Raw genomic sequence first — 15,586 nt, 5'->3', positions numbered from 1 at the left:
ATGGCACAAGATAAGCAAGTGTTTTCGATTGATTGGGCTGGCCGTCAGCTGACTGTAGAAATCGGTCAATTGGCTAAACAGGCGAGCGGTGCAGCAATGATTCGTTATGGCGATACAGCTGTACTATCAACAGTAACAGGTTCCAAGGAACCAAAGGACCTTCCATTCTTCCCACTTACAGTAAACTATGAAGAAAGACTATATGCAGTTGGTAAGATTCCAGGAGGATTCATCAAACGTGAAGGTCGCCCTAGTGAGAAAGCGATCTTAGCAAGCAGACTGATCGACCGTCCGATTCGACCATTGTTCCCGGATGGTTTCCGTAATGAGGTTCAGGTTGTTAGTACTGTTATGAGTGTTGATCAAGATTGTTCTTCTGAAATGGCTGCAATGTTCGGTTCATCTCTATCTTTAGGTATCAGTGATCTACCATTCGATGGCCCGATTGCTGGTGTTGTAATCGGACGCATCAACGGGGAGTTCGTAGTGAACCCTGGCGTCGATCAGCTTGAAGAAAGTGATATTAACTTAACAGTTGCAGGGACAAAAGAAGCGATCAACATGGTTGAAGCTGGTGCTGATGAAGTACCAGAAGAAACGATGCTTGAAGCAATTCTATTTGGACATCAGGAAATCAAACGCCTGATTACTTTCCAAGAAGAAATCATTGAAGCGACTGGTAAAGAAAAGCGTGAAATCGTACTGAAGAAAGCTGATGAGACGCTTGAAGCTGAACTTAGTGAAAAGTTCTTGGCTGACGTTAAAGAAGCTGTGAAAGTAGTCGAGAAGCACGCTCGTCAAGAAGCGATCGATGGTGTTATGAACCGTGCGGTTGAAGCATACGAAGAAAACGAAGACGTTTCTGCAAGTGAAGTGAGTTCAATCATGAACAGCTTCGTAAAACAGGAAGTTCGTCGACTGATTCTAAAGGACAAAGTTAGACCTGATGGACGTGGAGTAGATGAGATTCGCCCACTAAACTCAGAAGTTGGTATTCTTCCAAGAACACACGGCTCTGGATTGTTCACACGTGGGCAAACACAGGCGCTAAGCATCTGTACACTTGGAGCACTTGGTGATGTGCAGATTCTAGATGGTCTCGGAACAGAAGAGTCCAAGCGATTCATGCATCATTACAACTTCCCTAAGTTTAGTGTTGGTGAAACAGGACCTATGAGAGGACCTGGCCGTCGTGAAATTGGACATGGTGCACTAGGTGAACGAGCACTTGAGCCTGCTATTCCAACAGAAAAGGACTTCCCTTATACAATTCGTCTTGTTTCAGAAGTTCTTGAATCAAACGGATCTACATCTCAAGCGAGTATTTGCGCAAGTACGCTTGCTATGATGGATGCTGGTGTTCCATTGAAAGCACCTGTAGCTGGAATTGCAATGGGACTTGTAAGTGACGGAGAAGACGTAACCGTTCTAACTGATATTCAAGGAATGGAAGATGCTTTAGGGGACATGGACTTCAAAGTTGCAGGTACGAAGCAAGGTGTTACAGCTCTACAGATGGATATTAAGATTTCAGGAATCAATGAAGCTATCCTTCGTGAAGCACTAGAGCAAGCAAGAAAAGGACGTCTAGATATCCTTGAGAACATGATGAGCGCGATCAGCGAGCCACGTACAGAGCTTTCTGCGTATGCTCCTAAGATTCTAACGATGTCTATTAAACCAGATAAGATTCGTGATGTGATTGGACCAAGCGGGAAAATCATCAACAAGATTATCGAAGAGACAAACGTTAAGATTGATATCGAGCAAGATGGATCGATCTTCATCTCCTCTACTGATCAAGACATGAACGCAAAAGCGAAGAAAATCATTGAAGATCTTGTAAGAGAAGTTGAAGTAGGTGCAACATATCTTGGTAAAGTTAAGCGTGTTGAGAAGTTCGGTGCGTTTGTAGAACTATTCCAAGGCAAAGAAGGACTCGTACACATTTCTGAACTAGCTGAAGAGCGTACGAACAAAGTAGAAGATGTCGTTGCAATTGGCGATGAAATTATGGTCAAGGTTAAAGAAATCGACAAACAAGGCCGCGTTAACCTTTCTCGCAAAGCGCTTTTGAAAGAAGAGCGTGAAAAAGAAGAACAAAGTCAACAAAGCTAAGAATTCGGCTAAGCCGAATTCTTTTTTTTATTCCTTTCAGTTAACTACACTAGTTCTAGGGCTTGCCTTTTTTACATAACCTTTGTACAAAAGGGGGTCAATTTGATGAAGAAAACCTGGATACACTTATTTGTATTTGTGATCATTCTGGCGATGACAGCAGAAACGATTCAAAACCCCTATACATCGATGTACTTAACTTCGTTAAAAGAAGAAGCGATTATGGTTAGTGGTGACTCGTCACTCCATAATGACATAGTAGAGGCAAAAGCAAAATTAGATATAAAACCTATTAACGCTGTTGTGGATCGGGTGTGGAAGGGAATTCCTGGTTATAACGGTGTTGAGGTCGAAGTGAAAGCTTCCCTTGAACAGATGGAAGGAAAGAAATTTGATGAAGAAATGCTCGTAAAGAAAGAAATTGAACCTGAAATTCAGCTGGAGGACCTTAAACCATCGCCTGTATATAAAGGGAACCCGAATAAACCGATGGTCGCCTTGATGATCAATGTCGCGTGGGGAGAAGAATATTTACCCGATATGTTGAAGCATTTAAAGAAAGGGAATGTTCATGCTACCTTTTTTCTAGATGGATCGTGGGCTAAGAAGAACCCTGATCTTGTTCGGATGATTAATGAAGAAGGTCATGAAATTGGAAATCATGCCTATTCACATCCTGACTTGAAACAAATGAATAATGCTTCGATTCATAAGGAGCTTGAAGATACGAATAAAGTGATTGAGGCTGCAATCGATAAAAAACCGACTGTATTTGCCCCTCCTAGTGGAAGTTATGCCTACAATAGTGTTGAAGTTGCACATAGACTAGGGATGCAAACTGTGCTTTGGAGTGTTGACACCGTTGATTGGAAAAAACCTTCGCCACATGTGATTACCACACGAGTGCTACAAAAAGTTCACGCGGGGGCACTTGTCCTGATGCACCCGACAGAACCAACTGAGCAAAGCTTAGAAGCCATGATTAGAGGGATAAAGGAACGAGGCTATCACTTAGGAACGGTTTCTCAAGTTTTGGATTCCAAACGTATTTCTATGATTCCATAAAATTGTTTCCAATCTATTTTAATGATATAGTGTTTTTGGAACAGTATGACAAGGTTACACTACAGGAGGAACAAGCTTGATTAACAAAGTAACTTGCAAAAATGGAGTAAGAGTAGTATTAGAAAATATTCCGACGGTACGTTCAGTAGCTATTGGGATCTGGATCGGTACTGGGTCGCGTTTTGAACCCAAAGAACTCAACGGGGTTTCTCACTTTCTTGAACATATGTTTTTCAAAGGAACTGATAAGAGAAATGCAAAAGAAATTGCCGAATCTTTCGACAGTATCGGTGGACAGGTAAATGCGTTTACCTCAAAAGAATACACGTGCTATTATGCGAAAGTCCTCGATGATCATGCGGATTACGCACTAGAAGTTCTTAGTGATATGTTTTTCAATTCTCAGTTCGAAGCTGGAGAACTTGCAAAAGAAAAGAACGTTGTTCACGAAGAAATCAAGATGTATGAAGATACACCTGATGATATCGTACATGACATTCTGAGTCAGGCGAGCTACGGTGATCATGAATTGGCTATGCCAATCCTTGGTTCTGAAGAAACGTTAAAAGGGTTCTCAGGTGACACTCTTCGCGAGTATATGCAAACTCACTATACACCAGACAATATCGTTATTTCGATTGCTGGTAATGTGGACGCATCGTTTATGGACAAAGTGGAAAGAGCATTTGAACATTGGGAGACACCATCAGATAAGCCCAAAGTTGATGCGCCAACTTTTCACCCTGGACATATCGCAAGAAAGAAAGAAACCGAACAAGCTCATCTTTGTCTCGGCTATGAAGGTCTTCCATTTGGAACAGACGACATTTATAGCTTGATCGTGATGAACAATGTTTTAGGCGGAAGCATGAGTAGTAGACTTTTCCAAAAAGTTCGAGAAGAACAGGGACTCGCCTATTCAGTATTTTCCTATCATTCAGCATACCAGGACAGCGGGCTGCTTACGATTTATGCAGGAACAGCCCAAAATCAGCTCGATCGACTTTATGACACGATCCAAAACACGCTTCTTGAGTTTAAACGTGAAGGAATCACTACGAAAGAACTTCAGAACTGTAAAGAGCAGCTGAAAGGGAATTTGATGCTGAGTCTCGAAAGTACGAATAGCAGAATGAGTCGTAACGGTAAAAACGAATTGCTACTCAATCAACATCGTACGCTTGATGACATCATCAAAAATATCGAAAACGTCGACCATGAGAAAGTTAACAACATGGTCCAAGGTACGTTCACTGATGATTTCTCATGCTCATTGATTAGCCCGAACGGAACATTTCCAGAAGGTATGAAAAAATAAAGCTAAGCTGCCGAGTATATCTCGGCAGCTTTTTTTTGCGGAATCCATACTCTCGTGAGCCTTATCTTCTTTGTATAAAATGTCTTCTACTTCTAAATTAATCATAGACTAGTGTATATGAATTGCTTAGGGAGGGCTTTGAATGAGGTTGAGTCAGTTGAGTGGTAAAGAGCTTGTTGATGTAGAAAAAGGAAAAAGGCTTGGAGTACTCGGCCAAACAGATTTACTATTCGATGAAACAAATGGTGCGTTAAAGGCACTGATCATACCGAAGACCTCATGGGGTGGGCTTAAACGAACTGAAAATGCCATTTCAATCCCCTGGGATCATATCCAAACGATAGGTCGAGATATGATTATTGTGCAAAATCAAAATGAAGGCAAAATTGAGCAAGAATGATAATTCACCAAGCGGGCATCAACCACATAGAATGTTGAGAAATTACAATAATCCCCGTAGGTAGACGTGGAAAAAGAAAGGGGAGGAACGATGCTAACGAATCAACATATCGCAGTAATCGGCGGTGATGCCCGCCAGCTTGAAATCATTCGAAAGTTAACAGAGATGAACGCTGATTTATATTTAATCGGCTTTGATCAGCTTGATCATGGCTTTACAGGAGCAACAAAGTGCTCGGTTAATGAAGTAGACCTTACGAAGCTTGATGCCATTGTCCTTCCAGTAGCTGGAACAAACATGGAAGGTGAAGTAGATAGTATTTTTTCTAACGAGAAAGTGATACTGACTGCCGAGCACCTAAGTAAGACCCCTTCGCATTGCACTGTTTATAGCGGAATCAGTAATAGCCATCTTGAAGAAATGGCTACGAAAGCGTCCAGAAAACTCGTTAAATTATTTGAAAGAGACGATATAGCAATATACAATTCTATTCCTACTGTAGAAGGAACGATCATGATGGTCATTCAACATACTGATATCACAATCCATCAATCAAATATCGCTGTACTAGGACTTGGGCGAGTTGGGATGTCAGTTGCAAGATCATTTGATGCCCTTGGTGCAAACATAAGTGTTGGTGCAAGAAAACCCGAGCATATCGCGAGGATAACCGAAATGGGATTAAAACCATTTCATTTATCAACTCTTGCTACTGAAGTTGCGAACCTAGATGTATGTATCAATACTGTTCCTGCACAGATCGTAACTTCGGAAGTCATCTCAAAAATGCCATCTCATACACTGATAATCGATCTTGCTTCAAAACCAGGAGGTACGGATTTTCGATTTGCAGAAAAACGGGGGATCAAAGCGCTTCTAGCACCTGGATTACCGGGAATCGTCGCTCCAAAAACAGCTGGGAAAATCATTGCAGGGGTTCTGACGCAACTGCTTATTGAACAGCTTAAAGAAGGGGAGGAAAAGAATCCATGAGTTTGAAAGGGAAACACATTGGATTTGGTTTAACAGGGTCTCATTGTACGTATGATGCGGTAGTACCGCAGATTCAAGAGCTTGTTCAGTTAGGTGCAAAAGTCACGCCTTTTGTATCTCACACCGTTACGTCAACAAACACTCGTTTTGGTGAAGGTGAAGATTGGGTTGCTAAGATTGTAGAAATCACTGGGAACGAAGCGGTTGATTCGATTGTGAAAGCTGAGCCGTTTGGTCCGAGAACGCCGCTTGACTGCATGGTTATTGCGCCGATTACGGGCAATTCAATCAGTAAATTTGCGAATGCTATGACAGACTCTCCTGTTTTAATGGGAGCAAAAGCTACATTACGAAATGAAAATCCAGTCGTCCTTGGTATTTCGACGAATGATGGACTCGGCTTGAATGGAACAAATATATTAAGACTGATGTCGACAAAGAATATCTATTTTATTCCTTTTGGTCAGGATGATCCTGTAAAAAAACCGAATTCCTTAGTTGCAAGGATGACGTCACTAACTGAAACAATTGAACATGCGATGAATGGTAAACAACATCAACCCGTTTTAGTAGAACGATATTTAGATTAAGAAAGGGTTTTTCTTTCTTTAAAACAGGTTTATGATAAAATAGAGAATAAAATCACCAGATGTGGGGAGAAACGTAGGTTTCTCCTTCTGTTGTGCTGGGTAATGAATGGAATATGGAAGGAGATTTATTAAAATGAGCGTTAAACAATTTCACGTAGCAGTAGTTGGAGCAACAGGTGCAGTCGGACAACAAATGATTAAAACACTAGAAGAACGAGATTTTCCGATCTCGACCTTAACGCTCCTTTCATCATCACGTTCAGCAGGAACAAAAGTATCATTTAAAGGCGAGGAAGTAACCGTTCAAGAAGCAAAGCCTGAGTCATTCAATGGCGTCGATTTGGCTTTGTTTAGCGCAGGTGGAAATATTTCTAAGCAATTAGCGCCAGCAGCCGTTAGACATGGTGCGATCGTTGTAGATAATACGAGCGCATTCAGAATGAACGAAGATGTACCGCTAGTAGTACCAGAAGTGAACGAAAGAGATTTAAGTGATCACAAAGGAATCATCGCTAATCCTAATTGCTCCACGATTCAAATGGTTGCCGCACTAGAACCATTAAAGCAAGCTTATGGTCTTAATAAAATTATCGTTTCTACGTACCAAGCTGTAAGTGGTGCAGGAGCGGATGCCGTAACTGAAATGAAAGAACAGTCCAAAGCAATGCTAGAAGGACAATCTCATACACCTGAGTACTTACCAGTCAAAGGTGATAAGAAACACTATCCGATCGCATTTAATGCAATTCCTCAAATAGATGTTTTTGAAGAAAACGGATTTACCTACGAAGAAATGAAGATGATAAATGAAACGAAGAAGATTATGCATGATGCTGAGCTTGAAGTAGCAGCGACATGTGTACGTCTTCCAATCGAAACAGGTCATGCTGAATCAGTATATATTGAAGTGGGCAATGATGATGTTTCGGTAGAACAGATCAGAGAATTACTAAGTAATGCTCCCGGTATAACACTTCAAGACGATCCGACGAATCAGGTATATCCGATGCCTCTTGATGCTGTTGGGAAGCCTGATGTATTTGTAGGACGCATCAGAAAAGATCTTGATCGAAAAAATGGCTTTCATATGTGGATTGTCTCTGATAATCTACTGAAGGGGGCAGCGTGGAACTCTGTTCAAATCGCTGAAAGTCTTGCGGCCCTAAATATATTGAAATAGACTGAAGAAGGTGTGCGAAAATGAAAGTCATCGTCCAGAAGTTTGGTGGCACTTCATTAAAAAGTGAAGACGGAAGAAATCGAGCAGTAAATCATATAAAAGATGCAGTGAAAGATGGTTACAAAGTCGTTGTCGTTGTCTCAGCTATGGGACGTTTTGGCGATCCTTATGCAACCGACACGTTGCTCGGACTAATTGGTGATCGAAATCGAAAAGTGACTTCAAGAGAATATGACTTACTTGTTTCGTGTGGCGAAAGCATTTCATCGGTTGTATTTTCCAATTTGCTTCTTGAAGAAGGCATGAAAGCGACGGCCTATACAGGAGGTCAGGCTGGATTTATTACAACTGCTGAACACAGTAAAGCACGGATTCTTGAGATGAGAACGGAGCGCCTATCCGAAGAATTAAAATCTATGGATGTCGTTGTCGTTACCGGTTTTCAGGGGATTACTGAAAAAGGAGATGTGACTACGCTCGGTAGAGGTGGAAGCGATACTTCTGCTGCGGCTCTTGGAGCGGCACTCTCTGCTGAGTGGGTAGACATCTTTACCGACGTGGAAGGGATTATGACTGCTGATCCTCGATTAGTGGAAAAAGCACGTCCTCTTTCAATCGTTACTTATAATGAAGTGTGCAATATGGCGTATCAAGGGGCTAAGGTCATTCACCCCCGAGCAGTAGAAATTGCTATGCAGTCTAAGGTTCCGATGAGAATCCGGTCAACTTATTCTTCTTCGACTGGAACGCTTGTCACTTCGATGAAAGGCAATCCTGCTGGTGAACAGGTGGTCGACCGACTGATTACTGGAATCGCACATGTAAATGGTGTTTCACAGATAAAAGTATTTGCCAAAGAAGGGCAATATGATTTGCAAGCCAAAGTGTTTAAAGCAATGGCAATCGAAGGCATCAGCGTCGATTTCATCAACATTAGTCCAACAGGTGTTGTGTACACTGTCATGGAAGAAATGACAGAAAAAGCAGTAAAAACGTTAAATGAAATGGGTTATGATCCTGTGATCGTCGAAAACTGTGCCAAAGTTTCTGCTGTAGGAGCTGGGATGAGTGGAGTGCCAGGAGTAACGTCGAAAATTGTTGAGGCGCTAGCTGGGCAAAACATCGATATTCTTCAATCGGCAGACTCTCATACAACAATCTGGGTACTCGTTAAACAGAGCGACCTTTCTGCAGCGGTAAATGCCCTGCATGAAACGTTCTATTTACACCTGGAACCTGGTACTGAAGAAGTAGAACCGATGATGGATCAGCGATAACCCGAAAGCAAGGAGTGGTAGTAGTGAATTTTGGAAAAGTACTTACAGCAATGGTGACACCGTTCGACCGCAAAGGTTATGTGGATTTCACCAAAACAGAGCAACTGATCAATTACCTTATTAATAATGGCTCAGACGGTCTAGTAGTCGCAGGTACAACTGGTGAATCGCCAACACTATCTTCTGAAGAGAAGGTTGCATTGTTCAAGCAATCAGTGAAAAGTGCAAACGGAAGAATTCCAATCATTGCAGGAACAGGTAGCAACAATACGCACGCGACGATTGAGCTTACAAAGAAGGCTGAAGCAACTGGCGTTGATGCTGTAATGATCGTATCTCCATATTACAGTAAACCTGGTCAGCGAGGTCTTTATGAGCATTTTAAAGCTGTGGCTGAGGCAACAAAGCTACCAGTTATGATTTATAACATTCCAGGAAGATCAGTCGTAAATATGACAGCTGATACGATTGTAGAACTTTCTAAGATCGAAAACATTGTTTCTGTTAAAGAAGCAAGCGGTGATCTTGATCAAATTACAGAAATCATTAGTCGCACAGACGATTCGTTCACAGTATACAGTGGGGACGACGGCCTAACGTTGCCAATTGTTTCCATTGGCGGAGATGGCGTCATCTCAGTTGCATCTCATGTACTAGGCAACGAAATGCAAGACATGATTAATGCTTATCATTCGGGAGAAGTAAAGGAAGCTGCAGCTATTCATAGGAAAATACTTCCTATTATGAATGAGCTCTTCAAAGCTCCAAGTCCTTCCCCGGTAAAAACAGCTCTTCAACTAAGTGGTATCGATGTTGGTAGCGTTCGTCTACCGATGCTCCCGCTTACCGCTGAAGAACGTTCTTCCCTTGCTAGTGTATTAAATAAATAGCTATGTTAAATAACTCTGTTGATATTTGTATCCCAGGAACAATTGTTCTATAATATGAAAAAAGAATGAGAGCGAGTGGATACAAATGGCTTTGAAGGAGATCATCCAGGAGATAAGCAAGCTAAATCCAACAGATCAACATCGTCTGAAGGAATATTTTACGTCTTCTTTGGCTTCCTATTCGGCAAGTGAACCTGTCTTTAAAGAAGTATCTGAAAGAAAACATAAAGATGGGTACACTTGCACGCATTGCCATTCAATAAATGTTACTCGCTTCGGTACGTATAAAGTGAAAATGAGAATGCAAGAGCTTCAACGTCAGCGCTATCGTTGTAAAGATTGCAAAAAGACGTTTACTGATGTCACCAACACACCTCTATATCGGACGCATTTACCTCATAAATGGCTTGATTTTGTGGAATGTATGATCGAAGGATATTCCCTTCGGAAATCTTCAGAGCTGCTTGAAGTTCACTATGTCACATTGTTTTATTGGAGACACAAACTACTCTCGTCATTAAAGGGGATGGATTTCGAACAGTTTCAAGGTATCGTAGAGATGGACGAGACGTATTTCTTGTACTCTGAGAAAGGCAAACGCAAACTAGAGGGTCGAAAGCCCAGGGAGCGAGGTGGCTCTTCTAAAAAGCGAGGTATAAGTAATGAGCAAGTTTGTGTTCTTGTTGCTAGAGACCGCCAAAAACAAACGTTTTCAAGAGTTGTCTGTCAGGGACGAATTGTTAAATCTCGCTTGAATGAAGTGGTTGGCTCAAAATTAACAGCAACAAATGTCCTCTGTACCGACGCTTGGCGAGCGTTTATGACGTATGCAAAAGAAAAAGGGTTGGAGCATTATCGGTTCAAATCAGATGGTAAGGAACGTGTAAAAGGTGTTTTCCATATTCAAAACGTTAACAGCTATCACAGCCGTCTGAAAACTTGGATAAGACGATTTAATGGCGTGGCGAGTAAATACCTCGACCACTATTTGATTTGGTTTCTATTTTTAGACCAGATTAAACATAAGAAAAACGATGTGACTGTTAGTAAAATGATTGTAGATAGTTGCCTGTTCCCTACGGATGAAACCTATGATAAGCTTAGGTTATCAGAATTTTCCAAGTCTTGAATCTTGGGTTATTCAGCAATAGGGAGCTTTGCTTGATAAAAAATAAGCTTTCTATGTTGGTTAAGGTAGAATAACGGAGTAATCAACTTGACATAGTGATTCAATTTGGACATAACCTCTAATAGGAGGTGTTCAATTTGAAAAAAAGTATCATTGGTCTTGTCGTAATTGGCTGTATAGCTGTTTGTGCATATTTTATTTACCATTACTATTCCGATGAAAAAGGAACTTTTCCTGAAAGTAACCAATTCGTTGACCCCGAAAATATAAGCAGAGAAATGGCTCTTATAACAATGGAGGTTATGGAAGGTTTAAAAGATAAAGATGTAGTGGGAGATATACATACTAATTATCAAGAATCAGTAACGATACAAACCTTTATAAATAGTTCTGATAATGAAGCTGCTGCTTTAAAAAGTGAAATAGAGGAAACTGTGAAAGAAATATTGAATTCGGAAGAACTTAAATCCGTTTCTAACATTAATTCATATAAAGTAATAGTAGAAAACAACTCAAAAGAAGAGCAAGAAATTGAAGAGAATGCAGGTATTATTGGCTTTGTAGTAGAACGTGAGGGAGATAAAGTCCTTATTGTTGACTCGGAAAATAAAGATACATCCATATGGCTTTCAGGTGCTCCAGAAGAAATTAGAATTGGGCAAGAAGTAAAAGTTGAATATGGGGGAGTTGTTTTCTTTTCAAATCCACCTCAAGCAGAGTTTGGTGATTATGATATAGTTAGTGAAGTTCAATAAAGAATTGAAAAACATACGATTCAAATATTTAAAAACTTACTCCATAAAAGGGAGCGATTGCTGAATACCTAAGGGAACCCCACTGTTGCGGGGTTCCCATTTTTTAAGTGCAATTATCAACAATAACCTTTAACATAGCTAAATAAATAAAAGTATGGAAGCAGGCGCGCTTTGCGTCTGCTTTTTATTTTTCTATAAATGAGTTCTTGAATTGAAAAACATGTCAACGTTCATACTACTATTACCAGAGTGAGGAAGGAGAACTCAGTATGAACAACGAACAAAATGAAACGCCAAATCCAGCAGAGCAACCTGAACCGAAAAAAGATGAACAGTCTAAATCAACGCTTGTCGATAAAATTCAGCAATTAGGACAAACGAATGTACCGAGCATGGAACATTCCAATATCCATTGTTTGACGATTATTGGTCAAATCGAGGGGCATGTACAGTTACCACCTCAAAATAAAACAACAAAATACGAGCACCTGATTCCTCAAATCGTCGCCATAGAACAAAATCCAAAAATCGAAGGCGTTTTGATTTTATTGAATACTGTAGGTGGAGATGTTGAAGCTGGACTTGCGATATCAGAAATGATCGCTTCGCTTTCAAAACCCTGTGTATCCATCGTGTTAGGAGGAGGGCATTCGATCGGTGTCCCGATCGCAGTTGCTGCTAACTATTCTTTTATTGCAGAAACGGCTACGATGACGATCCACCCAGTACGGTTAACAGGTCTAGTGATCGGTGTACCTCAGACCTTTGAGTATTTGGATAAAATGCAGGAACGCGTCGTGAGTTTCGTCACTCGTCATTCCAATATTACAGAAGATAAGTTTAAAGAGCTGATGTTTTCTAGAGGTAATCTTACGAGAGATATTGGGACGAATGTTGTTGGTCAGGATGCGGTGAGTTACGGATTGATCGACGAGGTAGGAGCAGTTGGTCAAGCAATGAAGAAGCTTAATCAGTACATCGAAGAATATAAGGGGAATCAGGAAGGAGAAGTTGTGCAATGATCCTATATACGATTCTCCCTCATGAAGCTGTCTTTCCTACTGAACAACGTGCATTTGAACAACAGCAGGTGATCGACTGGAATGGTGTTCAGCTTGTTGTAGAGCGCACCGCGCATAGTGAATGCAGAGTTGTACAAGTATTAAGCACTGACCCGCAGGATTATTTAAATGAATCCACCCAACCAGGGCAGATGCTGACCTTAACTCCGCCTCAAAAATAGAGCCTATAGCACCACGGTAACATGTGGTATACTAGGAATAGATTGGTGATAGAGAAGCAGCCGGAGACGGCTGCTTTTCGCACCAGCTACGGCTTGTAACGAGGTGAGAATATGGCAAAAAGAAAAAAAAGAAAGAAGACGACTACTAAGAAAAAGCAGGCCTGGCAATCACAAGTAAAAATGGAGTTTATCGGTCTGACTATTCTTGCATTTACGATTCTAGGTGTATTGAAGATGGGAATCGTTGGTCGAGCGTTCTATCATATGTTCCGATTTTTTGCAGGGGAATGGTATGGGTTAATCGTAGCTGGATTAGTTCTATTCGCTTGTTATTTAATCGTCAAACGAAAACTACCCCTCTTTTGGACAAGAAGACTTTCGGGGTTTTATTTATTGAGCGTTTCATTATTATTGTTAAGTCATGTTGGGTTATTCGAAACGTTATCGCGCAATGGAGAGTGGAAGAATGCATCTGTGATTCTCAATACATACGAACTCTTCCAGATGGGCGTAACAGACCCTGCTAATCCTGCTCCACTAGGTGGAGGGATGATCGGTGCGCTTTTATTCGCGTTCTGCTATAGACTTTTTGATGCTCCTGGGACACAGGTGATATCCTTTCTATTAATTCTCCTTTCCTTCGTATTGATTACTGGAAAGTCCTTCAGCGATGTGTTTGGAAAAGCGATCGAGTGGGTCAAAGGCTTTGTTCTTAATACGTTTGATGAAGCGAAAACACTTATGGCTGATAGTAAAAAATCCAGAAAAGATAAAAAAGAGCGTCAGGAAGCACTTAATAAAGAGAAAGAAGCGACAGAAGAAGAAAAGACACACGAAGTATCAGCTGTGGAAGAAGGAGATGACGAGGAATTTGAACCTGAAATTCGGACGTTCACTGAGAGTGCGTATGCGAATCAAGAGCCTGCGAGTTCAAGTAACGAGGTAGCGCCTGAACCTAAGGTGAATTCAGATGAACCAAAAGAAAACAAACCTCTTCAAACACTCACAGTTGGTGAACTTGAAAACAAGGATTATAAATTGCCTTCATTGTCACTTCTTCAAGCGCCGAAAAAGATCACGCAAGAAAATGAACGTCAGCAAATATCAGCGAATGCAAGAAAGCTTGAAAAGACATTTGAAAGTTTTGGTGTAAAAGCTAAAGTAATGAAGGTCCACCTTGGACCAGCAGTAACAAAATATGAAGTGTATCCTGACACAGGAGTGAAAGTTAGTAAAATCGTAAATCTGACAGATGACTTGGCACTTGCTCTTGCAGCAAGAGATTTGCGAATCGAAGCACCGATTCCTGGTAAGTCTGCAATCGGAATCGAAGTGCCAAATTCAGAAGTAGCGATGGTGACACTTAGAGAAGTTTTGGAGTCGAAGGAATACCAATCTCATGACTCCAAAGTAGCGATTGGGTTTGGAAGAGATATTTCTGGAGAAGCGGTCATTTCTGATCTTTCGCGAATGCCCCACCTTCTTGTAGCTGGTGCTACAGGAAGTGGTAAGAGTGTATGTATCAATGGAATCATTGCAAGTATCATGTTAAAGGCGAAGCCACATGAAGTGAAAATGATGATGATCGATCCAAAGATGGTAGAGTTAAATGTGTATAATGGCATACCTCACCTTCTAGCACCAGTGGTGACAGATCCTAAGAAGGCTTCACAAGCTTTGAAAAAAGTAGTAAGTGAGATGGAGCGTCGTTATGAGCTTTTCTCCCACAGCGGTACACGTAACATAGAAGGGTACAACAACTATATTAAGAAGCATAACGAAGGATCTGAATCAAAGCAGCCAACGTTGCCCTATATCGTTGTGATTGTAGATGAGCTTGCAGACTTGATGATGGTTGCATCGAGTGATGTAGAGGATGCGATTACAAGGCTTGCACAGATGGCTCGTGCTGCGGGAATCCATTTAATCATCGCAACTCAGAGACCTTCCGTAGATGTTATTACAGGTGTGATCAAAGCAAATATCCCATCTCGTATTGCTTTCAGTGTATCTTCTCAAACTGATTCGAGAACGATTCTCGACATGGGAGGAGCTGAGAAGCTACTTGGTAAAGGAGATATGCTTTTCCTACCGGTGGGAGCCAATAAACCGAAGCGGGTTCAAGGTGCATTTTTATCGGATGAAGAAGTGGAAGAGCTCGTTGATTTCGTAATAGCTCAACAGAAAGCTCAATACCAAGAAGAGATGATTCCGAGCGATAAGCCAGAACAAGATCAACCTGAAGTCGATGATGATTTGTATGACGATGCCGTTCAGCTTATCTCAGAGATGCAAACCGCCTCTGTATCAATGCTTCAACGCCGTTTTAGAATAGGATATACAAGAGCTGCGAGGCTTATCGATGCAATGGAAGCTCGTGGAATCGTAGGTCCATATGAGGGAAGCAAACCAAGAGAAGTACTAATAACTAAAGAGGAAGAAGCACAGTCGAGTTAATGACTGTGCTTTTTTTATTGCAAAAAATGTAAACATATGAAGTGAATTCACCTCCGATTTTAAATATTAGTAATCGAGTTTTTTTTCAAAAAACTATTTATTTATCTTCTTAATAATGGTATAGTTATGTCGAAAAATGACTTATTTTTCAAATTGTTTTCATAGGTGGAT

The 15,586-nt window shown here is 41.0% G+C and carries 14 protein-coding genes; all 14 read left to right on the top strand.

Annotated features, from left to right (window positions below):
* The 14 genes from SJY16_RS11075 to SJY16_RS11010 all read left to right on the top strand — a co-directional run bounded on the left by SJY16_RS11075 (position 1) and on the right by SJY16_RS11010 (position 15,415).
* Positions 1–2,118, top strand: coding sequence for a polyribonucleotide nucleotidyltransferase (locus SJY16_RS11075; protein WP_377889198.1), 2,118 nt, complete (start codon positions 1–3; stop codon positions 2,116–2,118).
* Between the two features lie 105 nt (positions 2,119–2,223).
* Entirely contained in the window at positions 2,224–3,183 is a 960-nt protein-coding gene (locus tag SJY16_RS11070) for a polysaccharide deacetylase family protein (protein WP_377889197.1), read from the top strand.
* Positions 3,184–3,259: 76 nt separating this feature from the next.
* Positions 3,260–4,501, top strand: a complete 1,242-nt coding sequence (locus SJY16_RS11065) for a M16 family metallopeptidase (protein WP_377889196.1) — start codon at positions 3,260–3,262, stop codon at positions 4,499–4,501.
* A 142-nt stretch (positions 4,502–4,643) separates the two neighbouring features.
* Entirely contained in the window at positions 4,644–4,901 is a 258-nt protein-coding gene (locus SJY16_RS11060) for a YlmC/YmxH family sporulation protein (RefSeq protein WP_377889195.1), read from the top strand.
* Positions 4,902–4,991: 90 nt separating this feature from the next.
* Complete coding sequence (dpaA, locus tag SJY16_RS11055) at positions 4,992–5,894, top strand: dipicolinic acid synthetase subunit A (RefSeq protein ID WP_377889194.1); 903 nt, start codon at positions 4,992–4,994, stop codon at positions 5,892–5,894.
* Entirely contained in the window at positions 5,891–6,484 is a 594-nt protein-coding gene (locus SJY16_RS11050; protein ID WP_377889193.1) for a dipicolinate synthase subunit B, read from the top strand. The genes dpaA and SJY16_RS11050 overlap by 4 nt, the downstream gene beginning before the upstream one ends.
* Positions 6,485–6,617: 133 nt before the next feature.
* The gene (asd, locus tag SJY16_RS11045; protein ID WP_377889192.1) at positions 6,618–7,664 is read left to right on the top strand and encodes an aspartate-semialdehyde dehydrogenase; all 1,047 of its coding nucleotides are present in this window, start codon (positions 6,618–6,620) and stop codon (positions 7,662–7,664) included.
* A 20-nt stretch (positions 7,665–7,684) separates the two neighbouring features.
* On the top strand, positions 7,685–8,941 hold the full coding sequence (dapG, locus tag SJY16_RS11040) for an aspartate kinase (RefSeq protein ID WP_377889191.1): 1,257 nt from the start codon (positions 7,685–7,687) through the stop codon (positions 8,939–8,941).
* A 14-nt stretch (positions 8,942–8,955) separates the two neighbouring features.
* Complete coding sequence (gene dapA / locus SJY16_RS11035; RefSeq protein ID WP_377889190.1) at positions 8,956–9,831, top strand: 4-hydroxy-tetrahydrodipicolinate synthase; 876 nt, start codon at positions 8,956–8,958, stop codon at positions 9,829–9,831.
* Positions 9,832–9,916: 85 nt separating this feature from the next.
* The gene (locus SJY16_RS11030) at positions 9,917–10,960 is read left to right on the top strand and encodes an IS1595 family transposase (protein WP_377889189.1); all 1,044 of its coding nucleotides are present in this window, start codon (positions 9,917–9,919) and stop codon (positions 10,958–10,960) included.
* Between the two features lie 137 nt (positions 10,961–11,097).
* Positions 11,098–11,715, top strand: coding sequence for a hypothetical protein (locus tag SJY16_RS11025; protein ID WP_377889188.1), 618 nt, complete (start codon positions 11,098–11,100; stop codon positions 11,713–11,715).
* 269 nt (positions 11,716–11,984) lie between these two features.
* A complete protein-coding gene (locus SJY16_RS11020) occupies positions 11,985–12,737 on the top strand; it encodes a ClpP family protease (protein ID WP_377889187.1) in 753 nt (250 codons plus the stop codon).
* Entirely contained in the window at positions 12,734–12,958 is a 225-nt protein-coding gene (locus tag SJY16_RS11015) for a YlzJ-like family protein (protein WP_377889186.1), read from the top strand. Before SJY16_RS11020 ends, SJY16_RS11015 begins: the two co-directional genes overlap by 4 nt.
* Positions 12,959–13,069: 111 nt before the next feature.
* The gene (locus SJY16_RS11010) at positions 13,070–15,415 is read left to right on the top strand and encodes a DNA translocase FtsK (RefSeq protein WP_377889185.1); all 2,346 of its coding nucleotides are present in this window, start codon (positions 13,070–13,072) and stop codon (positions 15,413–15,415) included.
* Positions 15,416–15,586 lie beyond the last annotated feature (171 nt).

It is taken from the genome of Alkalihalobacillus sp. R86527, assembly GCF_042466185.1.
Classification (GTDB): domain Bacteria; phylum Bacillota; class Bacilli; order Bacillales; family Guptibacillaceae; genus Guptibacillus.
Note: the sequence above shows the minus strand (reverse complement) of the source record. Positions and strands in the feature narration are given on the sequence as shown.